The sequence below is a fragment of the Streptomyces sp. Q6 genome (assembly GCF_036967205.1).
GTDB lineage: Bacteria > Actinomycetota > Actinomycetes > Streptomycetales > Streptomycetaceae > Streptomyces > Streptomyces citrinus.
This window is the reverse complement of record NZ_CP146022.1, coordinates 7917676-7943981: the sequence shown is the minus strand read 5'-3', so window position 1 is coordinate 7943981 and position 26306 is coordinate 7917676. Positions and strand designations below refer to the sequence as shown.

Here is a 26306-nt window from a genome sequence, read left to right as displayed (position 1 = left end):
AGGAAGAAGGGAGACAGAGGCGATGACTCGTGGCAACGGCCCGCTGATCGTGGGCGTCGACGGTTCGCCGGGCGCGCTCGCCGCGCTGCGCTGGTCGATCCGACAGGCACGGCTGTTCCGCACCGACGTCGTCGCGGTCCACGCCTGGCAGCCGAGCGAGGCGCTGCGCGCACCCTACGCCCCGGTCGCGGACAGCCCCACCGCCGCCGACGACCGGGAGCAGGCCGACCGCCTGCTCGGCACCACCGTCTCCCGTGTCGTCGCCGCCGAACCGGGTGCGCGGCTCAGGGCCTTCCTCACCGAGGGCCCTGCCGTGCCCGTCCTCATCGACCGCGTCGACGAGGCGCTGTTGCTGGTCCTCGGACACCGGCTGCGGGACGATCCCGCGCTCCCCGCACGCGGCGCGGTGGCCCGGGAGTGCGTGCGCCGAGCGCCCTGCCCCGTGGTCACGGTGCCGGAACCCGCTCCCGGTCCGCCGCCGCGGCAGGACGAGTTCGACGTCCTCGGCCGGACTCCGAGCCTTGGCGGACCGCGTCCGCGCGTTCCGGCGCTGCACGTGCCCGGCTGACAGCGGCGCTTCGGCTCACCGCTCCCTCAGCCCGACGGGCGGAGGGCGGAGGGCGACCCAACTCCTGTATCGGGCAAGGAATTTACCTGGGGCCAAGCCCCTGGGCCCCACTTGTGTGCATGCTGGGCTCAGCGGGTCTCGCTGACGGCGGGGCCCGCGACGGGGCTCTCCGAGCGATCGTCGTACTTGCGCCGGTGCATCAGCAGGCCCAGGAACCCCGCGAGGAAACCGCTGATGAGCCCGGACACCGCGTGGTTCGCGGCGTTGGCGCCTGCGCTGGACGGGAGGCCCACGACCAGGTAGTTCGCCAGCGCGCTCATCACCGCGCCGATGGCGCCGCCGATGACCCCGCTGATGGCTGACGCTCGTACGGCGGAGGGGGCTCGCACGGCGGACGTTGCTCGTGCAGCGGAGGGCGTGGACGCGGCCGGGCGGGGGCGTCGAGGTGCGGTGGTCGCGGCGCCGGGCGCTCCGGGAACTCCTTCGATCCCGAGGGCCCGGTCGAGTGCGAGTGGTCCGGGGCCGGTGATGAGGAGGCCGATGAGGAGGGCCACCAGGAGCAGCGGGAACTCCAGGCCGGCTCCGCTTGCCGTCCCCTGCTGGGGAGTCATGAAGCCCGTGTCGGCGTTGACGAGCGTCATCGCCACGGTCAGATGGACGGCCAGGACCACCGAGGTAAGGCGGGTCAGCAGCCCGGCGAGGAGCAGCAGTCCGGCAAGGGTCTCGCCGATCGACACCCCCCAGCCCATGAGCGAGGGGGCGGGCACCCCGAGCGAGCGCAGGAAGTCGCCGAAACCGGCCGGGCCGTGCACGAGCTTGTCGAGTCCGTGGACGAGCATGATCAGACCGGCGAAGGTCCGCAGGACCGTGGGCGCGTAGGGGCGCAGGCGGTCCGCGGGTGCGAGGCCGAGCAGGCGCCGCGGCTGGGGAGACGTGACGGTCATGGGTGAACCTCTCGGGTGAGTAGCCGTGCGGAACTCCGCGAGCGCGAAAGCCGCAGCACCCCAACAGGCGTGCCGGTCCCGGACGGACAGCTCCGCGTCCTCACCGGTCGAGGGCCTGGGTGGCGTAGGCGCAACTGTGCGGTCCGGGCGACCGCGAGGGAATCCCTCGGCTCATCGCTTGTGGTGATGCCGAGGGATTCCTCGCGTGGATGCCGGGCGTGCCCCGCATGGCGTGGATGCCGGGCGTGTCCAGCGTGCTGTGCGTGGCGGCGCCGGATGCGCGGGAGGGGGCAGGGCGGCGGGTCAGCTGATGCCTAGTGCGCGTCGGGCGGTGAGGTCGCGGGAGGAGTGGCCGTGCTGGCCGCGAACGTGTAGGTGCCGCCGACCAGCCGCCGGCCACTCGACTGCCGGACCGTCAACTCCGTTCCAGGCACGGCGAGTTCGACGAGGATGGAGGTCTTCGTGGCCAGAGGGAATGCGAGTTCGATGAGGATGGAGGTCTTCACGGCCAGGGTGACCTTGCGGAACGCGACCAGGCGTCGGGGCTCGGCCGCGGCGCCGTCGGGCAGGAGGGCGTAGACCTGCACGACGTACAGCCCCTGCCGGTCAGGGAAAAGGCCGTGGGGCGCGACCTTTCGGGCCTGCGCTGCGAACAGGCGGGAAGCGGCTCGGCGCCTTCTCAGCGCCGCTGGGCACCGGCCGGCGGCGGACCGCTCCGGCCGTTCCCGGCGGACGTACGACGCCTCGATCCGCGAGCCGAGGTGGCCGTCCGCGGAGGAATCGGCTCAGTCGACGGAGGCGTCCCACGAGCGGAGTCGCCGTGGGCACCGGCGGTCGGCGTCACGCCATGTCCGCCGCGACGCGCAGCGCTGCCTGCCTGAGCCAGATGTGGGTGGAGTCGTGCGTGTGGAGCGGATGCCACCACAGGGCTTCCTGGAGGGGGACGGCCTCATAGGGCGGCGCCACCACGCGCACGGCGGAGTGGTGGTGCATCAGCGTGGCCAGGCGCTTCTGGATCAGGGCGATCCGGTCGGTACCGGCGACCATGAAGGGCAGCATGGCGAAGCTGTCGACCGAGACCTCGACGCGCGGTTCGATGCCGAGCATGGCCAACTGCCGTACGGCGGGGGCGTCGTAGGTGCGCTGGTAGGTGACCCAGGGCAGCCGCGCGAGCTGGGTCCGGGTCAGGTGGTCCGTCACCTCGGTGTTGGACTCGGCCACGAGGAAGACCCACTCGTCGTGGAAGAGGTCGGTGCGGGGCATGTCGCCGACGACACCGTGCGGCATCAGCAGACCGTCGGTCGTACTGAGCAGCACGCCGAGGTCCTCGACGACGGTCGGCGGCGTCTGGGTGAAGCGGAGCCTGACGTGGGGGGCCTCGGTGTGCACGAGGCGGCTCAGCGCGGCGCCGAAGACGGCCACCGCGTAGTCGGAGGCGATCAGGGTGAAGGTGCGGCTCTCGGTGGCCGGATCGAAGTCGGCCTGGCTGCTGAACAGGCGCTCCAGCAGGTCGCAGGCGGTGGAGGTCCGTTCGAGCAGGACCTGCCCCAGGGCCGTCAGCTCGTAGTGGCCGCCGGTACGGGCCAGCAGGTCGTCGTCGAAGTGGCGGCGCAGGCGTGACAGGGCGGCGCTCATCGCGGGCTGGGACAGGCCGACGCGTTTCCCGGCGCGGGTGACGTTGCGCTCCTCCAGCAGGGCGCGCAGCGCGATGACGAGATTGAGGTCGAGGCGGGAGAGGTTCACGAGTCCTTCTTCACGAGTGCTTCTGCGCGGGCCTTCTTCGCGGGCCCTCTGCGCGGGCCCTCTTCGGGGTACTTCCTCGGGGTACTTCCTCGGGGTCTTTCTTCGGGCGGGGCGCCAGGGGTATTCGTCCGATGGATAAAGAGTATCCACAGAATCGATTTCCCTGATCAGGGGTGTGGGGGCCAGATTAGGCACACCGCAATCAGGAGGACATGTTCGTGAAACCTGAAGCCGCCCCCGCGCTCTTCGCCGGCCCCTACGCCCTGGGCACTCTCTCCGCCGCCGGACAGGACGCGTTCCCCGCGCTGATCCGGCGCGACGGCTCCGTCGTGGATCTGCGCCGGGCTCTCGACGACCCGTCGCTGACGATGCTCGACGTGCTGGAGGACTGGGACCGTCACACGGCCGCCTTCGCCGACCTGGGCGGGCGTCCGTCCGAAGGCGACCCGGCCGTGGACACGTTCCGGGTGCACGCGCCGCTCGCGCCTCGTCAGGTCCTGCAATCCGGAGCCAACTACCGCCAGCACGTCATTGATCTGCATGTGGCGCACCGGGACGGCTCGGACGGGCTCAGCGAGGAGGAGGCCCGCGCCGAGGCCGCCGAGATCATGGACCGGCGGGCCGCCGAGGACCTGCCGTACGTGTTCATCGGGCTGCCGAGCGCGATCACCGGCCCGTACGACGACGTCGTGCTGCCCGCCTGGGCCGAGAAGCCCGACTGGGAACTGGAGTTGGCCGCCGTCATCGGCAGGCCCGCCTTCCAGGTGTCCGAGGAGCAGGCGCTGGACCACGTGGCCGGCTACACGATCGCCAACGACCTGACCGACCGGGCCACGGTCTTCCGCCGTGACATGCCGCAGATCGGCACCGACTGGCTGCGCAGCAAGAACGCCCCCGGCTTCACGCCGCTCGGCCCCTGGATCGTGCCGGCCGGGTCCGTCGCGACGCCGGACGACCTCCAGGTCACGTTGAAGCTGAACGGCGAGACGATGCAGGACGAGTCGACCAAGGACATGATCTTCCCGGTCGCGCGGCTGATCGCGTACATCTCCCGGACCGTGCACCTCCTGCCGGGCGACCTGGTGCTCACCGGAAGCCCGGCCGGCAACGGGATGCACTGGGGCCGGCTGCTGCGCGACGGCGACGTGATGGACGCGACCGTCACCGGGCTCGGCGCCCAGCGCACGCGCTGTGTGGCGGAGGCGTCGGCATGACCTACGACCGTCTCGACCCGGAAAGCGCAGTCGCCGAAGCGGCCACGTCCTTCTCGAACTGGGGTCGTTGGGGTGCGGACGACCGTCTGGGCACCCTGAACTTCCTCACCGAGGCCAAGCGGCTCCAGGGCGCGGCCCTCGTCCGTCGTGGCGTCAGTTTCTCGCTGGCCCAGTCCTTCGACATGAACGGCCCGCAGCGGGGCTGGCGCCGGCGCACCAACCCGGTGCACACCATGCTGGACACCGGCTCGGACGCGGCCCTCGGCACGCAGGGCATGCCGCACGGGATCGGCGGCGCGGACGACGTGGTGGCCATGCCCCTGCAGTGCTCCACGCAGTGGGACGGCCTCGGCCACATCTTCGACCACGGCAAGGCGTGGAACGGCCGCGACGCCGCGACCACCGTCACCTCCGACGGCGACCTCGTCACCGGCATCGAGCACATGGCCGCGCACGTCGCCGGACGCGGTGTGCTCCTGGACGTCGGACGGGCGATCAGCCCCTCCGGCGAGCTCTCCGACGGCTTCGCCATCACCGCCGAGCACCTCGACGAGACCGCGCGCGCCCAGGGCGTCCAGGTGGAGCGGGGCGACATCGTGCTGGTCCGCACCGGGCAGCTGGCCCGCGTACGGCGTGACGGGTGGGGCGAGTACGCCGGCGGGCCCGCGCCCGGCCTGTCCTTCACCACGGCCGGCTGGCTGCACGCCAGTGAGATCGCCGCGATCGCCACCGACACCTGGGGCTTCGAGGTGCGCCCCAACGAGTTCGAGGCCGCCTTCCAGCCGCTGCACCAGGTCGTCATCCCCAACATGGGGCTGCTCGTCGGTGAGATGTGGGACCTGGAGGCCCTGGGCGAGGACTGCGCCGAGGACGGCGTCTACGAGTTCTTCCTCGCCGCTCCCCCGCTGCCCATCACCGGGGCGGTCGGCTCCCCGATCAACCCGCTCGCCGTCAAGTAACCACCGGGACAAAGGAGTTCCCCCATGGCACCCTCACGCAACGTGCTCGTGATCGGCGGCGGCGCGGCCGGCAACGCGCTGACGATCCTGCTGCGCCGGGCCGGCGTCGCGGTCGACCTCGTCGAGGCCAGGCAGGACTGGAACGCCACCGCCGGCTCCGGCATCACCTTGCAGGGCAACGCCCTGCGCGTGCTGCGCGACCTCGGCGTGTGGGACCGGATCGACGCCAGCGGCTACGGGTTCGGTTCGGTCGGCATCACCGCGCCCGACGGCACCGTGCTGCACGTCCAGGACGACCTGCGCACCGGCGGCGACGACCTGCCCGCGACGGTCGGCATGCGGCGCCCGAGGTTGCAGCAGATCCTGATCGAGGCGGTACGCGCCAGTGGTGCCACGGTGCGCCTCGGCACCACCGCGACGATCGTGGAGCAGGACGACACCGGCGTCACCGTGCGGCTGAGCGACGACGGTCGGGAGGCCCGCTACGACCTGGTCGTCGCCGCCGACGGCCTGGGCTCCGCCACCCGCGCCGCGATCGGCATCACCGACCGGCCCGAGCCCACCGGCATGGCGATCTGGCGGGTGGCCGCGCCCCGGCCTGCGGGCGTCACGCGCACCGACCTCGCCTACGGCGGCCCCGCCTACATCGCCGGGTACTGTCCGACCGGCGAGGACACCCTGTACGCGTACGTCGTGGAGGCCAACCGGGACCGGGCGGCGATCCCGCCCGAGAGCTACGCCGACGAGATGGTCCGGCTGGCCTCCGCGTACGGCGGCCACTGGCCCGAGATCACCAAGACGATCACCGACCCGGCGCAGGTCAACTACACCTGGTTCGACCGGATGCTGGTGGAGGGCTCCTGGCACCGCGGCCGCGTGGTCCTCATCGGCGACGCCGCCCACTGCTGCCCGCCCACCCTCGCCCAAGGGGCGGCAATGTCCCTGGAGGACGCCGCGGTCCTCGCCGAGCTGCTCACCGGCGGCGACGCCTGGGACGACGCGCTGCTGAGCGCCTACTACGAGCGGCGCATCGGGCGCGTCCGGGCGGTCGTCGAGGCGTCCGTCCAGCTGGGGCAGTGGCAGCTCGACGGGGTCCGCGACGCCGATGTGCCCGGTCTGATGGCCCGCACCATGTCCCAGTTGCAGGAGCGCCCGTGACGCACACCGTCGATGTCCACGCCCACGTACTGCTGCCCGACGTCGAGCAGTTGGTCGCCGGTACCCCGGGGTTCGAGGAGGCCAGGGCGCTGGACGCGCGGCGCAACGGGCCCGCCGCTCTGAAGGTCAGCGGGGAGATGATCCGGGAGCGGTTCGCCCGGCTCACCGACGTGCGGGCCCGGTTGCGGGCCATGGACGAGCAGCGGGTGGACGTCCAACTGGTCAGCCCGTCCCCGTCGCACTACCACTACTGGGCCGACGAGGAACTGGCGGAGAAGGTGTTCCGCCTGGCCAACGAGGCCGTCGCGGCGCACTGTTCGGCCGAGCCCGCGCGGCTGCGCGGTCTGGGTCTGGTGCCGCTCCAGCATCCGCGGCTGGCTGTCGCGGCGCTCGACCACGCGCTCGACGCGGGGCTGCTGGGCGTGGAGATCTCCAGCCACGCCCCCGGTCGCGAGCTGTCCGACCCCGCGCTCGATCCCCTGTGGGCGCGGGCCGAACAGACCGGGGCGCTGCTGTTCCTGCACCCGTTCGGCTGCACGCTGGACGAGCGCCTGGACCAGTGGTACCTGTCCAACTCGGTGGGGCAGCCCACCGAGAACGCGGTCGCCCTGTCCCACCTGATCTTCTCCGGGGTCCTCGACCGCCATCCGGGCCTGCGGATCATCGCCGCGCACGGCGGCGGCTATCTGCCGACCCATATCGGGCGCGCCGACCACGCGTGGCGGACCCGCACCGACGCGGGCGCCCACTGCGCCCACCTGCCGAGCAGTTACCTGCGGCGCCTGTACTTCGACTCCCTCGTCCACGACCCGTACGTGCTGCGCGAACTGGTGCGCGTCGCGGGCGCCGACCGGGTGCTGCTCGGCTCCGACTTCCCCTTCGACATGGGCGCGTCGGACCCGCTCGGGGCGCTGCGCGCCGCCCGCCTGGACGACGCCGCCTTCGACGCCGTCCGCGGCGCCACCGCTTCCGCGCTCCTCGACCTCTCCTGAAGGAGGACCACCATGACGTCCCGTCTGCTGACCCATCTGCGCCATGTCGACCTGGCCGTGCCCGACTTCGACAAGCAGCTCGACTTCTACTCCGGCGTCTGGGGCCTGACCAAGGTCGCCGAGGACTCCGGCATCTCGTTCCTGGCAGCCGAGGGCTCCCCCGAGCAGTACGTGGTGCGGCTGCGCAAGGCCGACGAGAAGCGCCTGGACCTGGTGTCCTACGGTGCCGCCTCGGCGGCCGACGTGGACACGCTCGCCGAGCGACTCCTGGCCGGGGGCGTGCAGTTGATCACGCGGCCCGGCGCGGTGGACACGCCCGGCGGCGGCTACGGCTTCCGGTTCTTCGACGTCGACGGGCGCACCATCGAGGTCTCCGCCGACGTCGAGGTGCGCCGGCACCGCAGGATCGAGGAGAAGGAGGCCATCCCGGTCAAGCTCTCCCACGTCGTCCTCAACTCCCCCGACCTGGACCGGACACGGCAGTGGTACGAGCAGCACCTGGGCTTCCGCCTCTCCGACACGCTGTCGTCGCCGCACATGGGTGAGGTCATGCACTTCATGCGGATCTCCAACCAGCACCACTCGATGGCCCTGGCCAAGGGGCCGCACACCGCCCTGCACCACATCTCCTTCGAGATGCGCGGCCTCGACGAGTACATGCGCGGTTCGGGCCGCGTGATGCGCGCCGGATTCACCAAGCTGTGGGGGCCCGGCCGCCATCTGGCCGGAGACAACACGTTCACGTACTTCCTCGACCCGCACGGCAACACGGTCGAGTACACGACCGAGTTGGAGCTGCTGGACGAGGACACCTGGCACCCGCACGTCTACGACTTCTCGCAGCCCGAGGTCACCGACCAGTGGGGCACCGCGAACCCGATGAACGAGATGGTCGCCAAGGAATCCTTCAACGACGTCGACCGCGGCGTGTTCGTCGCGCCGCCGGTCTGACCGATCCGACCCCCGGGAGCGCGCCCGCTCCAGCGGTGCCCTGCTCCATGCGGCGCGCTCCCGGGCCCATGTGAAGGGACCTGTCCCCCATGCGCTTTGTCACCTACCAGCACCACGACTCCGTCCGGGCCGCCGTCCTCGCGGCGGACGGCACCCTGTTCCCGCTGCCCGACGGGCATTGCCTGACCGACCTCGTCACGCGGGGCGAGGGCCTCGACGCCCTGCTCGACGTGGGGAACGCGGCTCTGGACGCACCGCCCGGCCCGCCTGTCTCCGCCGTGCGCCTGCTGCCTCCGCTGCGGCCCACCTCGCTGCGCGACTTCGTGACGTTCGAGGAGCACGTCGAAGGCGTACGCCGCTCCGTCAGCGGCGCCGACGGCGTGCCCGAGCAGTGGTACGCGGCGCCGACCTTCTACTTCAGCAACCACCAGGCGGTGTTCGGGCCGCACGATCCCGTCCCCGTGCCGCCGGGCTCGGCCGCCCTGGACTTCGAGCTGGAGGTCGCCGCCGTCATCGGCCGCGAGGGCCGCGACCTCACCCACGAGCAGGCACGCCGGCACATCATCGGGTACACGATCCTCAACGACTGGTCCGCCCGCGACCTCCAGTCCGCCGAGATGAACGTCGGCCTCGGACCGTGCAAGGGCAAGGACACCGCCAACAGCATCGGCCCGTGCCTGGTCACCGCCGACGAGCTGGAGCCCTTCCGCGACGCCGAGGGACTGCTCCGCCTGGCCCTGACCGCCGAGGTCAACGGCCAGGTCGTCGGCGAGGACCTGCTGTCCAACATGAGCTGGACGTTCGAGGAGATGGTCGCCTACGCCTCGCGCGGCACCCGCGTCGTCCCCGGCGACCTGCTGGGTTCGGGCACCTGCGGCAACGGCGGCTGCCTCGCCGAACTGTGGGGCGTGCGCGGCGAACGGACCCCGCCGCCGCTGAAGCCCGGGGACACCGTCACGCTCACCGTCGAGGGCATCGGCACCCTGTCGGTGTCCGTGGTGCCCGGTGTCGATCCGGTCCCGCTCCCCGCGGGCCGGCGCCGCAAGCGGGAGCGCCCGTGAGCGAGCTCCACCCCAAGCCGCTCCTGGGCAGGGTCGTCGTCGTCACCGGCGCCGCCCGCGGCCAAGGGGCGGCGCAGGCCCGGACGCTGACGGAGCACGGCGCGCGGGTCGTCGCCGTCGACGTGACCGAGAGCGCGGGCTGCCGCCTGCTCGACGTCACCGACCAGCAGGCATGGCGCGACCTCAGCGACGAACTCGCGGACACCTACGGGCACATCCACGGGCTGGTCAACAACGCCGGCATCACCTGGCGTGCCCGTCTGACCGAGGTACGGCCCGAGGACTTCGAGCGCGTCCACCGCGTCAACGTCACCGGCCCGCTCCTGGGCATGCAGCATCTGGCACCGCTGATGCGGACCGGCACCGCGATCGTCAACGTGGGCTCCTCCGCCGCGCTCACCGCGCACTACCCGGTCGCCTACACCTCCAGCAAATGGGCGCTGCGCGGTCTGGCCCGCACGGCGGCGCTGGAGTTGGGGCCGCGCGGGATCCGCGTGAACACCGTCCACCCCGGGTTCATCGAGACGGAGATGACCGCCTCGGCGGTCCCCGCCTTCCGGGAGGCCAATGTGCGTGAGACGCCGCTCGGGCGCACCGGCACCGTCGACGACGTCGCCTCGCTCGTCGCGTTCCTGCTCTCGGACGCGTCCTCGTTCATCACCGGCGCCGACATCCCCGTGGACGGCGGGCTCACCGCGCACGGCGGCGTGAAGTCCGTATCGGACGCCGTCCGGGCGGCGGGTACGGCGCCATGAGACGGCTGGAGGGAAAGGTCGCCCTGATCCCCGGAACGGGCAGCGGCCTCGGCCGGGCCGCCGCGCTGCGCTTCGCCGCCGAGGGCGCCCTCGTCGTCGGCGGCGACACGGACCACGCCCTGGCGTCGGAGACCCAGCGCCTCATCGGCCGCGAGGGCGGCATCGCCCTCCATCCGCGGAAGCTCGACGTCACCGACCCTGGCAGCGTCCGCGCGTGGGCGCAGGAGGCCGTGGACGCGTTCGGCGGCATCGACGTACTGCTGGCCCACCCTCCGGTGGCCCGCGACATCCCCGTCGAGGAACAGTCCTTCGACGACCACACGGCCATGATCCGCGGGCAGTGGGACGCCGTGTGGTGGTGCGCGAAGGCGGTGTGGCCCCATCTGGCACTCGGTGACGGCCGCGTCGTCACCGTCGCGTCCGCCGACCCCGTGGCCGGTTCCCAGGCGGCTGCCGCGGCCGGGGTCGCCGCGCTGTCGCGCCAACTGGCCGCCGAGGGGCCCCGTTCGGCATCCGTGTGAACTGCGTCCGCGCGGGCGGCATCGGTCCGGGCGGCGGCGTCCAGGGCGCGGGGCCGGCCGGGTGCGCGCCGGTCGGACGCGCGGGGTGTGCGGACGACGTCGTCAACGCGGCCGTCTTCCTCGCCTCCGACGAAGCCTCGTTCATCACAGGTGCCCATCTCGTCGTGGACGGCGGCTGGTCAGCCGTACGGCCCGGTTGAAAGGAGAATTCATGGACAAGGTCAGTGCCTCGGCCGCGAGCGCGGTGGCCGACATCCCCGACGGCGCGTCCCTGGCGGTCGGCGGGTTCGGCCTCAGCGGCGTTCCCGACACGCTGATCGGCGCCCTGCACGCCCAGGGCGCGGAACGGCTCCGGGTGGTGTCGAACAACTGCGGCACCGACGGGCACGGTCTCGGTGTCCTGCTGGAGTCCGGGCGCATCGCGCGCGTGACGGGCAGCTACGTCGGAGAGAACAAGGAGTTCGCCCGCCAGTACCTGGCCGGTGAGCTGGAGGTGGAACTCGTGCCGCAGGGCACGCTCGCCGAGCGGCTGCGCGCGGGCGGCGTCGGCATCCCGGCGTTCTTCACACCGGCCGGTGTCGGCACCCAGGTCGCCGACGGCGGTCTGCCCTGGCGCCATCACCCCGACGGCACCGTGCGCACGGCGTCCCCCGCCAAGGAGATCCGCACCTTCCACGGCTCGGACTACGTGCTGGAGGAAGCGGTCACCACCGACTTCGCCCTCGTACGGGCCTGGCGCGGCGACCGCCACGGCAACCTCGTCTTCCGCCAGGCGGCCGCGAACTTCAACCCGCTGGCCGCCATGGCCGGACGCGTCACCGTAGCCGAGGTCGAGGAGCTCTGCGAGCCGGGCGAGATCGACGCGAACACCGTGCACGTCCCCGGCGTCTTCGTGCAGCGCGTCGTCGCCCTCACCCCCGCCCAGGCCGCCGCCAGGACCATCGAGAAGAGGACCGTACGCGCATGAGCACGCCCACCGGATGGACGCGCGAGCAGATGGCCGCCCGCGCGGCCCAGGAGCTGACGGACGGCTCCTACGTGAACCTCGGGATCGGCCTGCCCACGCTGATCCCGAACCATCTGCCGCCGGGTGTGCACGTCGTGCTGCACTCCGAGAACGGCATCCTGGGCACCGGCCCCTACCCCGCCGAGGCCGACGTGGACCCGGACCTGATCAACGCGGGCAAGGAGACCGTCACGGTGCTCCCGGGGGCCGCGTTCTTCGACTCCGCCACCTCGTTCGGCATGATCCGCGGCGGGCACATCGACACCGCCGTCCTGGGAGCGATGCAGGTCTCGTCGGCCGGCGACCTGGCCAACTGGATGATCCCCGGGAAGATGGTCAAGGGCATGGGCGGGGCCATGGACCTCGTGCACGGGGCGCGGCGGGTCATCGTCCTGATGGACCACACGGCGAAGGACGGCAGCCCGAAGATCCTCGCCGAGTGCACCCTGCCGCTGACCGGCGAGCGGTGCGTGGACCGCGTCATCACGAACCTCGGGGTGCTCGACGTGACCGAGCACGGCCTGTGCCTGGTGGAGACCGCGCCCGGTGTGACCCTCGCCGACATCGAGGACCGCACCGGCGCGGTCGTCGCAGCGGGCGGCGGGGAGCCTCAGGCCGCCTGATCGTCCGTGGCCGCGTCGCTGAGCCGGTGCCTGCCCGGTCCGCCGGTGACGGCCGCGCGGTCGGGCAGGTGGACGATCCCGGTGCAGCCGGTCGGCGACGGCTCCCAGCGCGTAGTGGTTGAACGAGGTCATGCCACCCGGGTCGAGCGTGCCGTCCGGGCGCATGCTGTCCCGGCGCTCCCCGACGGTGGTCGCGCCCCCGGTCACCGTGTGCAGCCGCGAGGGGCACCCGGTCCGGGTGAGCAGCCGTTGGGCGACGTCGACGCTCCGCCCGGAACTCGTGGTGCGCCCCTCCTCACGGACTCCCTCGACGCGACTGGTCACACCTATCGAGATTCGATAGATTTCCATCGCAACTCGATGGAGGCTGAGTCATGGGAAAGCTGACCGTACGCGCCCTGCGCGCCGTGCTCATGGTGGTGTTCGCGGGCACCGTGTTCGTCCAGGCGTCGATGGCGTGGGTCCTGATCAGCGGCAACGACCCGGAGGACGGATCACTTCCGCTGACCCCGCTGCGCCTGATCACGATCCTGGGCATGGTGGCGGCCCAGGTCGCCCTGGTCTGCGTGGGGCGGCTGGTGGCCATGGTGCGCCGCGGCACCGTGTTCTCCCACGCCGCCTTCCGTTACGTGGACGGCGTGATCGGCGCGATCGTGGCGGCGGCCCTGCTGTGGTTCGCGGTGACGGCCGTCAACGCGCCGGGCCAGCGGGACGATCCGGGCGTCACGCTCATCATGGGCGGGATCGGCGTGGCCGTCCTGGGCGTCGCGCTCATCGTGCTCGTCCTGCGGATGCTGCTCGCCCAGGCGGCCCGTCTCCAGGCCGAGTTGGACCAGGTGATCTGATGCCGATCGTCGTCGACATCGACGTGATGCTGGCCCGGCGGAAGATGTCGGTCGGCGAGCTGGCGGAGCGCGTCGGGATCACCCCCGCCAACCTGGCGGTCCTCAAGAACGGCCGCGCCAAGGCGGTACGGTTCGCGACGCTCGCCGCGCTCTGCGAGGCGCTCGCCTGCCAGCCCGGCGACCTCCTGCGCTGGCAGGCCGATGACACGGCCGACACCGCCGGCGCCGCCCACGCCGAGGAGGAGGGGTCTCCCGTACGGGGGTGAACCCGCCCTGAGCCGACCCGCGTTCGGCGCCCACCCCTCACCCGGTGCCCGCCGACGCCCTACGGCGACACGTCCGTCAGCATCCGCCATCCCGGCGCGTAGCGTCCGTGCAGGACCAGTGACGCGGCGCCCACCGCGCCCGCCGTCTCGCCGATCAGGCTGGGTTCCACCGCCACCCTGCCCAGGAGCCGGGTCACCGACGTGGTGTTGACGGCGGCGTCGATCTCCTCGCCCAGGACGTTCTCGACACCGGCGAGGGCCTCTCCGCCGAGGACCACCCGGCTCACGTCGAGCAGGGCGACGGCCCCGCGCACCGCCTGCCCCATCCGACGGCCCGCCCGGCGCACCACCTCGCAGGCAGCGGGATCCCCGGCGCGCACCGCACGCCGCAGCAGCTTCCAGTCGGCGCGCACCGCGTCGGGCTCGCCGCTCAGGCCGAGGCGCCGCGCGGCCGCCCGGCCGTGCCGCACGAAGAGGTCGTCGACCAGGGCCGCGGGGTTGCAGTTCGGGCCGAGACACCCCTTGCTGCCGCAATCGCAGAGCCGGTCGCCGCCCTCGATCTGGGCGTGGCCGATCTCGCCCGCGTTGCCCGAATCGCCGCGCAGGACCTGGTTGTTGAGCATGATGCCGGCGCCGACGCCCGCTCCCATGTACAGGAACAGGAAGCCGTCCGCGCGCTCCTTGCCGCCGATCCAGCGCTCGCCGATCGCCGCGGCCGTCGCGTCGTTGTCCATCGCCACCGGCAGACCGGTCGCCTTCGCGAACATGTCGAGCAGGGGCACCCGGCGCCAGCCGTCGAAGTTGGGCGGCTCCACGACGGCACCGGCGTCGCCGTCGAGGGGTCCGGGCGCGGCGATCCCGAGGCCGAGCAGCCGCTCGCGGTCGATGGCGGCGCGTTCGGACAGGCGCAACGCGGCGCGCGCCACCTTGTCGACCACCTCCTCGGGGTCGCTGGGTCGCGGCAGCGCGATGCGGCGGCTGAGCAGCACCGATCCCACGAGGTCGACCAGCGCGATCACGGCGGCGTCCGGGTCGAGGTGCACACCGAGGGCGTAGGCCCCGTCGGGGCGCGGCATCAGCAGGGTGCGCCGTTTGCCGCCGCTTGAGGGGGCCTGCCCCGATTCGGCGATCAGGCCCGCGTCGAGCAGCCGCCGTACGACGTTGGACACCGTCTGATTGGTGAGCCCGGTGAGCGGCCCCAGCTCGACGCGGCTGACGGGCCCCCTGGTGCGGATGGCGTCCAGGACGACGGCCTGGTTGTAGCCACCCACTCGGGGCAGGTTGGTACCGCTTCGCATGATGGGGCGCTCCTCCCTCGTGCGGCCCGTGCACCCTGCGGTACCGAACTCGCCTCCCGCCAGCGGAACTCCGGCACGGAGATTATGCAGGAGGCGTTGACTTAGTCCATCCATTGGATTTAGGTAATGCGCCAGACGCACCACGCACCCCGCCAGCCCCTGCTGCGTCCCGCGCACGTCCGCTCCAGAGCCGCACGTCCCTCCCGTACGTCCGTACCCCCGCAGTCGGGCGCCCCAGCCAGGCGCACGAGCCGCACACTTCGGAGGATCCCCTTGCGCAAGAAGCTTCTCGCCGCCCTCGCGATCACCGTCGCGACAACGTTGTCGGCAGCCGGATGCGGCGGCTCCGGTGCCGCCGCCGACGGCACGTCGATCAAGGTCGTCTACTGGCAGCATCTGGACCAGAACGACCACAAGCAGCAGAAATTCCTCACCTCGATGAAGAAGTCCTTCGAGAAGGCCCACCCCGGCAAGACGATCGAGATCGTCCCGGTCACGGCCTCGGAGAACGACTACTACACGAAGATCCAGCTCATGATGCGCTCACCCTCGACGGCACCCGACCTGGTCTACGAGGACACCGCGCTGATCAACTCCGACATAGCCAGCGGCTATCTGAAGCCCCTCGACGCGTACGTCGCCAAGTGGGCGGACTGGGACAAGTTCGCCGCGGCCGCCAAGACCGCTGTCTCCTCCCCCGACGACGGCAAGACGTACGGCGTCCCAGACGACACCGACACCCGGGGCATCTGGTACAACCAGAAACTGCTGGCGAAGGCCGGGATCAAGACCCCCTGGCAGCCCGAGAGCTGGCAGGACATCCTCGATGTCGCCCGGACGGTCAAGAAGAAGCTGCCGGGTGTGACGCCGATGAACCTCTACACCGGTCAGGCCGGCGGCGAGCAGTCCACCATGCAGGGCTTCGAGATGCTGCTGTACGGGACCGAGGGCGCGGGCAGCTCCCTGTACGACGCCAAGAGCAAGAAGTGGATCACCGGCTCGCAGGGCTTCAAGGACGCCCTGACGTTCGTCCACACCGTCTACAGCGAGGACCTGGGCCTGCCCAAGTCGACCGCGCTCGGGGCCAACGCGGGCACGGAGGTCGGCACCAAGCTGCTCCCCGAGGGCAAGCTCGCCCTCGACATCGACGGTTCGTGGATGGCGAACAACTGGCTGGAGACCGGCCCGCGTCCGTGGCCGGAGTGGACGAAGACGATGGCCTCCGCCGCCATGCCGACGCAGAACGGCCAGGCGCCCGGCAAGGTCAGCATGTCGGGCGGCTGGGCCTGGTCCATCCCGGCCAAGGCCAAGAACCCCGATCTGGCCTGGCAGTTCACCAAGGCGATCAAGAACAGGGCCCACTCGACGCAGTGGAACATCATCGAGTCGACGACCGCCGTCCGCACGGACGTGGCCGCCGACCCGAAGTACCTGGAGGCCACCCCGACCAACAAGTTCTTCACCGGCCTGGTCAAGTACACCCACTTCCGTCCGGCGCTGCCGAAGTATCCGCAGGTCTCCAACGCCATCACCAAGGCCATGGAGTCGGTGACCACCGGCCAGAGCTCGGTGGAGGAGGCCGCCAAGACCTATGACCAGGACCTGGCCACCGCCGTCGGGTCCGACAGCACCGCCAAGGGCACCCGATGAAATCCGCCGCCGCCCCCGCCGGACTCGCCGCGCCCTCGGGGCGTGCGGCCGGCGGCCGCGCGGCACGCCAGTCGCTGCTGCGCGGCCTTCCGCTGCTGCCGTCCCTGGCCCTGCTGGCCGTGTTCCTGGCCGGGCCGATCGTCTACTGCGTCTACGACGCGTTCACCGACGCCCAGTTGACCGGCGCCGCCGAGACGCACTTCGTGGGCCTGGACAACTTCTCGCGGGCGTTCGACGATCCCGAGTTCATCAACTCCCTCTGGCTGACACTGGTGTTCGTCATCGGGTCCGCCGTCATCGGGCAGAACACGCTCGGCCTGAGCCTCGCGGTCCTCTCCGAGAAGGCGACCCGCCCGATGCGTTCGCTCACCAACGGTGTGGTGATCGCGGCGTGGGTACTGCCCGAGGTCGTCGCCGGCTACCTGATGTACGCGTTCTTCTACCAGCAGGGCTCGCTCAACAACGTGCTCGACCTGCTCGGCCTGCCGGGGCAGAACTGGCTGTACACCATGCCGATCCTGGCGGTCTGCCTGGCCAACGTGTGGCGCGGCACCGCGTTCTCGATGATGGTCTACTCCGCCGCGCTCAACGAGGTGCCCCGCGAACTGGTGGAGGCCGCCGAGATGGACGGCGCGGGCGTGTGGCACCGGCTGTGGCACGTCACGCTGCCGGTCATCCGCCGCACCGTCATGACCAATCTGATGCTGATCACGCTCCAGACGCTCTCCGTCTTCGGGCTGATCTACGCGATGACGCGCGGCGGCCCCGGCAACAAGAGCCAGACCCTGCCCGTCTTCATGTACCAGCAGGCGTTCCAGAACAGCGCGATCGGCTACGGCACGGCGATCGCGCTCGTCCTGCTGGTCGTCGGGGCCCTGTTCTCCGTCGTCTATCTCAAGCTGCTCAAGGTGGAGGAGGACTGATGGCCGCCACCGACGTGAGGCCGGCGCCCGGTACGGGACACTCCGGCCCCGACGCCCGCCCCGCGCCCGCCACGGGCACCGCGCGCCGCCGGATCCGGCCCGCACGGATCGCCGTCAACCTCGTCCTGCTGGTGATCAGCCTGCTGTTCGTGCTGCCGCTGATCTGGATGGTGTGCGCGTCCATCAGCTCCACGGCCGGCTTCGAGCTGAGCCTGCCGTCGCCGCCGACGCTGGACAACTTCCACGCGATCCTCAACACCGAGACCACGTTCCGGCCGATGCTCAACGGCCTGCTGCTGTGCGGCGGGGCGACCCTGCTGTGCGTGGTCGTCTCGATCCTCGCGGCCTACCCCCTGTCGCGGTACCGCTCCCGGCTGCGCCGCCCGTTCCTGTACACCGTGCTGTTCACGACCGGGCTGCCCATCACCGCCGTGATGATCCCCGTGTACAGCATGTTCGTACAGGTCGAGCTGATCGACTCGATGTTCGCGACCACGCTGTTCCTGACGGCGTCCGCGCTCCCCATCGGCATCTGGCTGATGAAGAACTTCATGGACGGTGTGCCCATCGTCCTGGAGGAGGCGGCCCGGATCGACGGCGCCAACGCCATGCAGTCGCTGACGCGGGTGGTGCTGCCGCTGATGTGGCCCGGGGTCACCGTCGTCACCGTGTTCACGTTCATCAGCATGTGGGGCAACTTCTTCGTCCCGTTCGTGCTGCTGCTGTCGCCGGAGAAGCTGCCCGCGTCGGTGAGCGTGTTCACGTTCCTGAGCGCCCACGACCAGACGCAGTACGGGCAACTGGCCGCGTTCTCCGTGGTCTACACGCTGCCCGTGGTGATGCTCTACCTCCTGCTGACCCGCAAGCTGGGCGGCGGGTTCGCGCTCGGCGGTGCGCTGAAGGGCTGAACCCGCCCTGCCGCCTCGCCTGTCCACGTACGTACTGGGAAAGGTGTTCTGTGCATTCCGACCGCGACATCGTCGAGCGTCGCCTGCGGCGCGTACTCGACGAACGCATCCGGCCCGCCGTCCACGCCGTGTCGGTCCCGCTGGAGGTGGGCGTCTGGCAGGTGCCGGGCGAACCCGTTCCGGTGGCCGAGGGGCTTGCGGCCGACTTCCGGCCCACCGAGGCGGGGGCGCTCTGGGGCCCCGCCTGGACCACCAGCTGGTTCAGGCTCCGCGGCCGGGTCCCCGAGGAGTGGGCGGGGCGCCGGGTCGAGGCCGTCGTCGACCTGGGCTTCGGCACCACCGAACCGGGCTTCTCCGCGGAGGGCCTCGCCTACCGGAGCGACGGCACCGCCGTGAAGGCCCTCAACCCGCGCAACGTCTGGCTGCCGGTCGCCGAACAGGCTACCGGCGGCGAGGAGTTCATCGTCTACGTCGAGGCCGCCGCGAACCCCCTCGTCATGCACTCCGGGCCCGAGGACCGCAGCTTCGCGATCACGCCGATCGGCGGCCGCGCCCCCTGGCTGGACGCGCCGGACGCCTCGCAAGGGGAGCCGCTGTACCGGCTGCGCCGGCTCGACCTGGCCCTCTTCGACGCGGACGTCTACGAACTCGTCCACGACATGGAGGTGCTCGACCAGCTCATGCGCGAGCTGCCCGAGCAGTCGCCGCGCCGCTGGCAGATCCTGCGGACGCTGTCGAACGCCCTGGACGCGGTGGACCTCCAGGACATCGGCGCCGGCGCGGCCGCGGCCCGCGCCATCCTCGCTCCGGCCCTCTCCTCGCCCGCCACCGCCGGTGAGCACCGGGTCTCCGCGATCGGTCACGCCCACATCGACACGGCCTGGCTGTGGCCGCTGCGCGAGACGGTGCGCAAGGTGGCCCGTACGGTCTCCAACGTCACCCAACTCATGGACGAGCACCCGGAGTTCCGCTTCGTGATGTCCCAGGCGCAGCAGCTGGCCTGGCTGAAGGAGCACCGGCCCGAGGTGTACGAGCGGGCCCAGGAGAAGGCGAAGACGGGGCAGTTCGTGCCGACCGGCAGCCTGTGGGTGGAGCCGGACACCAACATCACCGGCGGGGAGGCGCTGGCCCGTCAGTTCATCCACGGCAAGCGGTTCTACCTCGAAGAGTTCGGCGTCGAGACCGAGGACATGTGGCTGCCGGACACGTTCGGCTACAACGCGGCGATGCCGCAGCTGATGAAGCTGGCGGGGGTGCGCTGGTTCCTGACGCAGAAGATCTCGTGGAACACGACGAACAAGTTCCCGCACCACACGTTCTGGTGGGAGGGCATCGACGGCACCCGGATCTTCAGCCACTTCCCGCCGGTCGACACGTACAACAGCGACCTGTCGGGCGCCGAAGTCGCGCACAGTGTGCGGAACTTCCAGGACAAGGGCTCCGCCAACCGGTCGCTCGCCCCGTTCGGGTACGGCGACGGAGGCGGCGGCCCCACCCGCGAGATGCTCGCGCGCGCCGCGCGCCTCGCCGACCTGGAGGGCTCGGCGCGGGTGGAGATCGAGAAGCCGGGTGACTTCTTCGCCAAGGCGCTGGAGGAGTACCCGGACGCCCCGGTGTGGGTGGGCGAGCTGTACCTGGAGTTCCACCGGGGCACGCTCACCAGTCAGATCGCGACCAAGCAGGGCAACCGGCGCAGCGAACACCTGTTGCGCGAGGCGGAGTTGTGGGCGGCGACGGCGGCGCTGCGCACGGGCGCGGCGTATCCGTACGAGGCGCTCGACCGTCTGTGGAAGACGGTCCTGCTGCACCAGTTCCACGACATCCTGCCGGGTACGTCGATCGCGTGGGTGCACCGGGAAGCCGAGGAGACGTACCGTCGGATCGCGGCCGAACTGGGCGACTTGATCGCTTCGGCGCAGTCGGCGCTCGCCGGGCCTGCCTCGGACGACGGCTCCGAAGTCGTCTTCAACGCGGCCCCGCACGCCCGTGGCGGCACGGCGGCCCTGGGCGCCGCGGTGCGCGCCCGGCGCGAGCCGGGGACGGTCGCCCCGGTGGTCCGGGACGGCGGCCACGTCCTCGACAACGGGCTCGTGCGGATCGTCGTCGACGCGCGGGGCCTGGTCACGTCGGCGTACGACATCGGCGCGGACCGCGAGGCGCTGCCGCCGGGCGGCGCCGCCAACCTGCTCCAGCTCCACCAGGACTTCCCCAACCAGTGGGACGCCTGGGACCTCGACGCCTTCTACCGCAACACCGTCACGGACCTGACGGAGGTGGAGTCGGTGACCGTGGTGGACGGCGCGGTGAAGGTGACGCGCGCCTTCGGGGCCTCCCGCGTCGAGCAGACGCTGAGCCTCGCGCCGGGCGCCCGCCGGCTCGACATCGACACGACCCTGCACTGGCACGAGACGGAGAAGGTGCTCAAAGCGGCGTTCCCGCTCGACGTGCGGGCGGCGCACTCGACGGCACAGGTCCCGTTCGGGCACGTCGAGCGCCCCACGCACACCAACACCAGCTGGGACGCGGCGAAGTTCGAGGTGTGCGCGCACCGCTTCCTGCACGTCGGCGAGCGCGACTGGGGCGCGGCCCTGGTCAACGACTCGACGTACGGTCACGACGTGACCCGTGACGTGCGCGAGGACGGCGGCACGACCACCACGGTCCGTCTCTCGCTGGCCCGCGCGCCGCGCTTCCCCGACCCCGACACCGACCAGGGCACGCACCGGCTGCGCTATTCCCTGGTGATCGGCGCGGGCGTCGAGGACGCGATCCGCGAGGGGTACCACCTCAACCTGCCCGAGCGCGCGGTGCCGGGCTCCGCCGAGGTGGCGCCGCTGGTGTCGGTCGACTCCCCCGCCGTCGTCGTCGAGACGGTCAAGCTCGCCGACGACCGCTCGGGCGATGTGGTGGTCCGGCTCTACGAGGCCCACGGCTCCCGCGCCACGGCGCTGCTCGCGCCCGGCTTCCGCCTGGCGTCGGCCACCGCCACCGACCTGCTCGAACGTCCCCGTGCGGCCGACGCGGCGAGCTGCGAGGTCACCGGCGACGGGGTGCGGCTGCGGTTGCGGCCGTTCCAGATCCTGACGGTGCGGCTGGTTCCCGAGCAGTAGGGACGCGGTGCGGGAGGGGCTCGCCCGGGGCCCCTCCCGCGCCCGCGCGCACCCCGGGCAGTCACTCGACACGGCGACAAGGAGCAGTGAACAGCGATGGTGACACGAAGAAGCCTGCTGCGGACCGGCGGTGCGGTGCTGGCCGCCGGGGCGTTCGGGATCTCCCTGCCGGGCGGCGCACGGGCCGCCGAGCGCGCCACGGCGGCCCGCCTGCTGCCGTCCTTCGGCCGCCCGACGCGGCTCGACGTCGCCGACGTCGGCGCCCTCGACGGGCACGACCAGCTTCTGCTGACGACCCTTCAGGGGACGGTGAACCGCGGCGGACCGCGCCTGTACTTCGCCTTCGACGACGGGACCGCGGACCGGCGCTGGCTCGCGAGCACCGGCGCGTCCGTCACGGAGCACGACAACGCCCTCGACCTGGTGGGCCGTTACCGCGACCGGGTGCGCGGCGCGATCCTGATCGACCCCGAGGTGCCCGACACCGTCAACGTCGCCACCACGCTCGCGGGACTGGAGAACGGGGTGGCCGCGACGGCCGAGCAGGCCCGCACCCATGGCCTGAAGACCCTCGTCGACCTGCGCGGGCGCTTCACCCCCGGCGATGTCGAGGGCGTCTACCGCTGGCAGTTGGACCATCTCTTCCCGCGTTGCGGCCACGCCCTCCTGGCCGGCCTGCCGCCGACCCGGACCGTCTCCGTGAGCGGCGTCGAGTGGCGGGAGGTGGCACGGGAGACCGAGCGGATCAGGGACGTCTCCAACCGCGAGGTGCGCACGCTGGACCTGAGCGCCGAACTGAGCGGCGACAACGATGTCAGCACCGTCTTCGTCAGGTTCCAGGACGCCTTCGGCGACGACGGTTGGGGCGCGTCGGTCGGCGCCGTGAAGGTCACCGCGGACGGCAAGGAGATCGCCTCCTTCACCCCCGGCACCGATGCCGAGAAGCCGTACCTGTTCGACGGTCTCAACTCCTCCCTCGGCGACAAGGCGAACCGCTTCGCCGACGGCGGTGGCTACTTCGTCTACCGCTTCGAGGCGCCCGCGGGCACCCGGTCCCTCACCGCCGACGTCGATCTGTGGAACCAGTACCTGGTGACCGCGACGGCCACGGCGCCCACCCGCGTCGAGCCCTTCCCCTACTTCCGGGACTACGTGGTGGCGAGCAGGGCCATGGTGCTGTGGCTCCCGCCGTCCGGCGACACCGGCAAGCTGCTCGACGAGACCCTCTCCCACCTCGCGCCCACGACCCCGTACACCGGCTGGTTCCCCAACGACGTGGCCGGCGAGTGGGGCGGCGTGGACCGCGCCTCGCAGCACGGCGTGGAGGTGGTCGCCGCCGACTTCTACATGAACGGGACCGTGCACGCCGGGGTCCCCGCGAAAATCTCCGACCGCGTTCCGGCGCGGCCGAAGAGCGAGCTGCGCAACCGCGTCTACGTCACGTTCACCGTCGGCGAGGGCGACAACATCCAGTACTGCCAGCGCCGCATGCGGGACATCTGGGACGACCCGAAGCGCGGCGAGGTGCCCGTCAACTGGACCGTCAGCCCGCTGCTCGCCGACATCGGCCCGGCCCACCTCGCGTACTACCAGCGCACGGCCACCGACAACGACCTGCTGATCTGCGGCCCGTCCGGCGCGGGCTACACCTATCCGGCGTCCTGGCCGAAGGACGCCCTGGACGCGTACACCGAACTGACCGGCCGTTACCTGCGCCGCACGGGCATGGACCTCGCCTACGCCTACAACCCGCGCAACGCCGCGGGCGACGGCTGGATCCCCTTCGACGAACGCGTCATGGCGTCCTACCGCGAGAACACTCCGCTGCGCGGGGTCATCCAGTCCTGGGAGACCGGCGATCTCCAGACCCGCCCGGCCGGCATCCCGGTGATCGGCAACTTCTATCCGCAGGGCAAGGGCGCCGACTTCCGCGACGCGCTGGTGCGCCACGTCGACGGCCGGGACCCGGACCGTCCGCTGTTCGTGGCCGCCGCGATCAACGCATGGAGCTGGACCCCGAGCGACATCGCCGATCTGGCGAAGCTGCTGGAGGACCCGTTCGAGATCGTCCGCGGTGACGTGTTCTTCGAGCTGCTCGCCAAGAGCACCGGAGGCTGATCCCGGCCGACCCCCGCCGCGCGCGTTTCGCCGCGCGCACGACGGCAAGGCGTCCCGCCGACGGTGATCACGACGATCCGCCGCGGCGGCCGCGGCGGGAGGAGGCGACGTGCGCGCAGGTGGGACGACGGGCAGGACGGACCGCGTCGGGCGGCGGGCCCTGCTGACCGCCGGGATGGCGGGCGCCGCTGGCCTGTCGGTGGCCGGGTGCGGCACGTCGGGCACGCCCGAAGGGGTGCCGGCCGGTCCACCACGGCCCGGCCCTCGCCCGCCGCGTCGCCCCGCACCGCCCGCCGCCGGGCCGAACTGCCCCGCGGCGGGCGGCGGGTCTTCCCCGAGCACCGGCTCGTCGGGTACTGCGGTCTGCCCGGCGCCGCCGCCCTCGGCCGCCTGGGCACCGGCGATCTCGACGACCGGGTGGCGGAGATCGAGCGGCGCGGTCGCGCGTACGCCGACGGACGCCAGGTGCTGCCCGTGCTCGAACTGCTGGCCGTCGTCGCGAACTCCGCGCCCGGACCCGACGGCGCGTACCGCAGTCGTACGCCCGACGCGACCGTGCGCGCCTTCCACGAAGCGGCCCGGCGCCACCGGGCCCTGCTGCTGCTCAACATCCAGCCGGGCCGCGCCTCGGCCCTCGACGAGGTCCGGGCGCTGGAGCCGTGGCTGGTGCACCCCGATGTCGGGATCGCCCTCGACCCGGAGTGGGAGATGGGGCCCGGCGAGAAGCCGGGTGACACCTACGGCCACACCAGCGGCGCCGAACTCACCCGGATCGCCGCGCGGCTCGCCGCGCTCGTCGAGCGGCACGATCTGCCGGAGAAGGTCTTCGTGCACCACCAGGTCGCCGAGTCCGTCGTCCGGGACGGGCAGCGGATCACGGCGCCCGCCGGGGTCGCCATGGTCAAGAGCGCCGACGGCATCGGGACGCCGCGGCTCAAGCGGCAGACCTGGGAGCGGCTGGTCGACCCGATGCCGCGCGGGCTGCACACCGGGTTCAAGCTCTTCTTCGAGGAGGACGCGCGGGACGGCGGCCGTCTGATGACCCCGGACGAGGTCCTCGGCCTGACGCCGCGTCCGTCGTACGTCATGTACGAGTGAGCGCCCGACGCCGGTGGCGTACCCGCGGGTACGCCACCGGCGTCGGGGCCGTGCGGGTCGGTCAGGCCTTGTCCTGCATGCTGCCGCGGGCCGGGTTCGACTGCTGCGCGGCCTTCGGGTCCTTCTCGTCCGCCTTCGCGCGCACGCCCTGCTCGATGCGCTCACCGATCGACTTGTCGATGTTCGACCAGTAGGCGAAGGCGCGGACGAGAACGGGTTCGCTCACGTCGTTGAGGAGATGCCCGACGACGTTGTCCACGAGCCGGTCGCGGGCGGCGTCGTCGAGGACCTCCCGCACCATGGTCCCGGCCTGGCCCCAGTCGTCGTCCTCGGCGTGGTCGACGTAGGCGGCGCGGGTGATGTCGCCGTCCGCGTACCAGCTGGGCGGCGTGCCGTACCGCTCGGTGTCCGCCGCGGGGCCGCCCTTGGAATTCGGCGCGTACACCGGGTCGGTGGTCCTGCGGTACGCCATCGCGCCGTCCTTGGAGTACGTGTGGACGGGCACGACCGGGGCGTTGACCGGGAGCTGCTGGTAGTTGCCGCCGATGCGGTGGCGGTGCGCGTCGGCGTACGAGAACAGCCGGCCGAGGAGCATCCGGTCGGGGCTCGGGCCGATGCCGGGCACGAAGTTGTTGGGCTGGAAGGCGGCCTGCTCGATGTCCGCGTGGTTGTCCGTGGGGTTGCGGTCCAGGGTCATCCGGCCGACCTCGATGAGCGGGTAGTCGGCGTGCGGCCACACCTTGGTGAGGTCGAACGGGTTGAAGCGGTAGGTGGCCGCGTCCTCGTACGGCATGACCTGGACGTGCAGCGTCCAGCTGGGGAAGTCGCCGTCGCGGATGTGCTCGTAGAGATCACGCGTGTGGTAATCCGTGTCGGCGGCGCACATCTGGTCGCCCTCGTCCTGCGTGAAGAACTCGATGCCCTGGTCGGTCTTGAAGTGGTACTTCACCCAGAACCGCTCGCCCTGCGCGTTGATCCACATGTACGTGTGCGAGGTGTAGCCGTTCATGTGGCGCCAGGTCCGCGGGATGCCGCGGTCGCCCATCAGCCAGGTGACCTGGTGGGCCGACTCGGGGGAGAGGGTCCAGAAGTCCCACTGCATGTCGTGGTCGCGCAGGTTGTTGTCGGCGCGGCGCTTCTGGGACCGGATGAAGTGCTGGAACTTCATCGGGTCCTTCACGAAGAACACCGGGGTGTTGTTGCCGACCATGTCGTAGTTGCCTTCGCTGGTGTAGAACTTCACCGCGAAGCCGCGCGGGTCGCGCCAGGTGTCCGGGCTGCCGCGCTCACCGGCGACGGTCGAGAAGCGGGCGACCAGTTCGGTGCGGGTGCCGGGCTGGAAGACGGCCGCCTTGGTGTAGGCGCTGACGTCCGCGGTGACCTCGAAGTGTCCGAAGGCGCCGCTGCCCTTGGCGTGCGGCTGGCGTTCCGGGATGCGCTCCCGGTTGAACTGCGCCATCTGTTCGATCAGATACGAGTCCTGGAGCAGGATCGGGCCGCCCGCGCCGACGGTGAGCGAGTGCTCGTCGCTCTCCACCGGGGCACCGGCATCGTTGGTGGTGGCGGGTGAGGTGTCGTGTGCCATGGCTCTGCCT

23 protein-coding genes and 2 pseudogenes are annotated in these 26306 nt (G+C 71.6%); 19 read left to right on the top strand and 6 right to left on the bottom strand.

Going from position 1 to position 26306, the window contains the following annotated elements; all coding sequences use genetic code 11:
• The first annotated feature begins 22 nt into the window (after window positions 1-22).
• A complete protein-coding gene (locus V2W30_RS36465) occupies window positions 23-568 on the top strand; it encodes a universal stress protein (protein ID WP_338702877.1) in 546 nt (181 codons plus the stop codon).
• A 128-nt stretch (window positions 569-696) separates the two neighbouring features.
• Here the strand turns inward: V2W30_RS36465 and V2W30_RS36460 are convergent, their stop codons facing one another.
• From V2W30_RS36460 to V2W30_RS36450, 3 genes are all read right to left on the bottom strand, one after another.
• On the bottom strand, window positions 697-1512 hold the full coding sequence (locus tag V2W30_RS36460) for a DoxX family protein (protein WP_338702876.1): 816 nt from the start codon (window positions 1510-1512) through the stop codon (window positions 697-699).
• Between the two features lie 314 nt (window positions 1513-1826).
• Window positions 1827-2099 (bottom strand): hypothetical protein, encoded by a 273-nt coding sequence (locus V2W30_RS36455; RefSeq protein WP_338702875.1) that lies wholly within the window; start codon window positions 2097-2099, stop codon window positions 1827-1829.
• Window positions 2100-2352: 253 nt separating this feature from the next.
• The gene (locus tag V2W30_RS36450; protein WP_338702874.1) at window positions 2353-3255 is read right to left on the bottom strand and encodes a LysR family transcriptional regulator; all 903 of its coding nucleotides are present in this window, start codon (window positions 3253-3255) and stop codon (window positions 2353-2355) included.
• A 212-nt stretch (window positions 3256-3467) separates the two neighbouring features.
• Here V2W30_RS36450 and V2W30_RS36445 point away from each other — a divergent pair, with 212 nt between their 5' ends.
• The 10 genes and pseudogenes from V2W30_RS36445 (at window position 3468) to V2W30_RS36400 (ending at window position 12495) form a co-directional block, all read left to right on the top strand.
• Window positions 3468-4469, top strand: coding sequence for a fumarylacetoacetate hydrolase family protein (locus tag V2W30_RS36445; RefSeq protein WP_338702873.1), 1002 nt, complete (start codon window positions 3468-3470; stop codon window positions 4467-4469).
• Entirely contained in the window at window positions 4466-5428 is a 963-nt protein-coding gene (locus V2W30_RS36440; protein WP_338702872.1) for a cyclase family protein, read from the top strand. The genes V2W30_RS36445 and V2W30_RS36440 overlap by 4 nt, the downstream gene beginning before the upstream one ends.
• A gap of 24 nt (window positions 5429-5452) precedes the next feature.
• Complete coding sequence (locus V2W30_RS36435) at window positions 5453-6586, top strand: FAD-dependent oxidoreductase (protein ID WP_338702871.1); 1134 nt, start codon at window positions 5453-5455, stop codon at window positions 6584-6586.
• Window positions 6583-7578 (top strand): amidohydrolase family protein, encoded by a 996-nt coding sequence (locus V2W30_RS36430; protein WP_338702870.1) that lies wholly within the window; start codon window positions 6583-6585, stop codon window positions 7576-7578. The genes V2W30_RS36435 and V2W30_RS36430 overlap by 4 nt, the downstream gene beginning before the upstream one ends.
• A 12-nt stretch (window positions 7579-7590) precedes the next feature.
• Entirely contained in the window at window positions 7591-8529 is a 939-nt protein-coding gene (locus tag V2W30_RS36425; RefSeq protein ID WP_338702869.1) for a VOC family protein, read from the top strand.
• 89 nt (window positions 8530-8618) lie between these two features.
• Window positions 8619-9590 carry a fumarylacetoacetate hydrolase family protein gene (locus V2W30_RS36420; protein ID WP_338702868.1) on the top strand — a complete coding sequence of 324 codons (972 nt, stop codon included), beginning with the start codon at window positions 8619-8621 and terminating at the stop codon, window positions 9588-9590.
• The gene (locus tag V2W30_RS36415; protein ID WP_338702867.1) at window positions 9587-10345 is read left to right on the top strand and encodes an SDR family oxidoreductase; all 759 of its coding nucleotides are present in this window, start codon (window positions 9587-9589) and stop codon (window positions 10343-10345) included. Before V2W30_RS36420 ends, V2W30_RS36415 begins: the two co-directional genes overlap by 4 nt.
• Window positions 10342-11066, top strand: a pseudogene (locus V2W30_RS36410) (SDR family NAD(P)-dependent oxidoreductase). The gene V2W30_RS36415 and the pseudogene V2W30_RS36410 overlap by 4 nt, the downstream one beginning before the upstream one ends.
• 11 nt (window positions 11067-11077) lie before the next feature.
• Window positions 11078-11833, top strand: a complete 756-nt coding sequence (locus V2W30_RS36405) for a CoA transferase subunit A (protein WP_338702866.1) — start codon at window positions 11078-11080, stop codon at window positions 11831-11833.
• Window positions 11830-12495 (top strand): CoA transferase subunit B, encoded by a 666-nt coding sequence (locus V2W30_RS36400; RefSeq protein ID WP_338702865.1) that lies wholly within the window; start codon window positions 11830-11832, stop codon window positions 12493-12495. The genes V2W30_RS36405 and V2W30_RS36400 overlap by 4 nt, the downstream gene beginning before the upstream one ends.
• Before the next feature lie 78 nt (window positions 12496-12573).
• Here V2W30_RS36400 and V2W30_RS36395 read toward each other — a convergent pair.
• Window positions 12574-12759 (bottom strand): annotated as a pseudogene (locus V2W30_RS36395) (hypothetical protein); the annotation flags it as partial.
• A 110-nt stretch (window positions 12760-12869) separates the two neighbouring features.
• On the opposite strand from V2W30_RS36395, the gene V2W30_RS36390 reads away from it, so the two are divergent.
• Window positions 12870-13340, top strand: coding sequence for a DUF2975 domain-containing protein (locus tag V2W30_RS36390; protein WP_338702864.1), 471 nt, complete (start codon window positions 12870-12872; stop codon window positions 13338-13340).
• A complete protein-coding gene (locus V2W30_RS36385; protein WP_338702863.1) occupies window positions 13340-13606 on the top strand; it encodes a helix-turn-helix transcriptional regulator in 267 nt (88 codons plus the stop codon). Before V2W30_RS36390 ends, V2W30_RS36385 begins: the two co-directional genes overlap by 1 nt.
• Window positions 13607-13665: 59 nt before the next feature.
• On the opposite strand, the gene V2W30_RS36380 is transcribed toward V2W30_RS36385, so the two are convergent.
• Window positions 13666-14904: an ROK family transcriptional regulator gene (locus V2W30_RS36380; protein WP_338702862.1), complete on the bottom strand. Its 1239-nt coding sequence runs from the start codon at window positions 14902-14904 to the stop codon at window positions 13666-13668.
• Between the two features lie 273 nt (window positions 14905-15177).
• Here V2W30_RS36380 and V2W30_RS36375 point away from each other — a divergent pair, with 273 nt between their 5' ends.
• The 6 genes from V2W30_RS36375 to V2W30_RS36350 all read left to right on the top strand — a co-directional run bounded on the left by V2W30_RS36375 (window position 15178) and on the right by V2W30_RS36350 (window position 24711).
• Window positions 15178-16554 carry an extracellular solute-binding protein gene (locus V2W30_RS36375; protein WP_338702861.1) on the top strand — a complete coding sequence of 459 codons (1377 nt, stop codon included), beginning with the start codon at window positions 15178-15180 and terminating at the stop codon, window positions 16552-16554.
• The gene (locus tag V2W30_RS36370) at window positions 16551-17477 is read left to right on the top strand and encodes a sugar ABC transporter permease (protein ID WP_338702860.1); all 927 of its coding nucleotides are present in this window, start codon (window positions 16551-16553) and stop codon (window positions 17475-17477) included. Before V2W30_RS36375 ends, V2W30_RS36370 begins: the two co-directional genes overlap by 4 nt.
• Window positions 17477-18385, top strand: a complete 909-nt coding sequence (locus V2W30_RS36365) for a carbohydrate ABC transporter permease (protein WP_338702859.1) — start codon at window positions 17477-17479, stop codon at window positions 18383-18385. Before V2W30_RS36370 ends, V2W30_RS36365 begins: the two co-directional genes overlap by 1 nt.
• Window positions 18386-18435: 50 nt before the next feature.
• On the top strand, window positions 18436-21495 hold the full coding sequence (locus V2W30_RS36360; RefSeq protein ID WP_338702858.1) for an alpha-mannosidase: 3060 nt from the start codon (window positions 18436-18438) through the stop codon (window positions 21493-21495).
• A gap of 96 nt (window positions 21496-21591) precedes the next feature.
• Window positions 21592-23613, top strand: a complete 2022-nt coding sequence (locus V2W30_RS36355) for a GxGYxYP domain-containing protein (protein ID WP_338702857.1) — start codon at window positions 21592-21594, stop codon at window positions 23611-23613.
• A gap of 207 nt (window positions 23614-23820) precedes the next feature.
• Entirely contained in the window at window positions 23821-24711 is an 891-nt protein-coding gene (locus V2W30_RS36350; RefSeq protein WP_338702856.1) for a hypothetical protein, read from the top strand.
• A gap of 61 nt (window positions 24712-24772) precedes the next feature.
• Here the strand turns inward: V2W30_RS36350 and V2W30_RS36345 are convergent, their stop codons facing one another.
• The gene (locus V2W30_RS36345; RefSeq protein ID WP_338702855.1) at window positions 24773-26296 is read right to left on the bottom strand and encodes a catalase; all 1524 of its coding nucleotides are present in this window, start codon (window positions 26294-26296) and stop codon (window positions 24773-24775) included.
• Window positions 26297-26306 lie beyond the last annotated feature (10 nt).

Coding starts and splice junctions, on each gene's coding strand:
- V2W30_RS36345 (WP_338702855.1), bottom strand. CDS start 26,296: ATGGCACACGACACCTCACCCGCCACCACCAACGATGCCGGTGCCCCG.
- V2W30_RS36400 (WP_338702865.1), top strand. CDS start 11,830: ATGAGCACGCCCACCGGATGGACGCGCGAGCAGATGGCCGCCCGCGCG.
- V2W30_RS36460 (WP_338702876.1), bottom strand. CDS start 1,512: ATGACCGTCACGTCTCCCCAGCCGCGGCGCCTGCTCGGCCTCGCACCC.
- V2W30_RS36355 (WP_338702857.1), top strand. CDS start 21,592: ATGGTGACACGAAGAAGCCTGCTGCGGACCGGCGGTGCGGTGCTGGCC.
- V2W30_RS36370 (WP_338702860.1), top strand. CDS start 16,551: ATGAAATCCGCCGCCGCCCCCGCCGGACTCGCCGCGCCCTCGGGGCGT.
- V2W30_RS36425 (WP_338702869.1), top strand. CDS start 7,591: ATGACGTCCCGTCTGCTGACCCATCTGCGCCATGTCGACCTGGCCGTG.
- V2W30_RS36380 (WP_338702862.1), bottom strand. CDS start 14,904: ATGCGAAGCGGTACCAACCTGCCCCGAGTGGGTGGCTACAACCAGGCC.
- V2W30_RS36405 (WP_338702866.1), top strand. CDS start 11,078: ATGGACAAGGTCAGTGCCTCGGCCGCGAGCGCGGTGGCCGACATCCCC.
- V2W30_RS36435 (WP_338702871.1), top strand. CDS start 5,453: ATGGCACCCTCACGCAACGTGCTCGTGATCGGCGGCGGCGCGGCCGGC.
- V2W30_RS36465 (WP_338702877.1), top strand. CDS start 23: ATGACTCGTGGCAACGGCCCGCTGATCGTGGGCGTCGACGGTTCGCCG.
- V2W30_RS36420 (WP_338702868.1), top strand. CDS start 8,619: ATGCGCTTTGTCACCTACCAGCACCACGACTCCGTCCGGGCCGCCGTC.
- V2W30_RS36385 (WP_338702863.1), top strand. CDS start 13,340: ATGCCGATCGTCGTCGACATCGACGTGATGCTGGCCCGGCGGAAGATG.
- V2W30_RS36440 (WP_338702872.1), top strand. CDS start 4,466: ATGACCTACGACCGTCTCGACCCGGAAAGCGCAGTCGCCGAAGCGGCC.
- V2W30_RS36445 (WP_338702873.1), top strand. CDS start 3,468: ATGTTCGTGAAACCTGAAGCCGCCCCCGCGCTCTTCGCCGGCCCCTAC.
- V2W30_RS36390 (WP_338702864.1), top strand. CDS start 12,870: ATGGGAAAGCTGACCGTACGCGCCCTGCGCGCCGTGCTCATGGTGGTG.
- V2W30_RS36365 (WP_338702859.1), top strand. CDS start 17,477: ATGGCCGCCACCGACGTGAGGCCGGCGCCCGGTACGGGACACTCCGGC.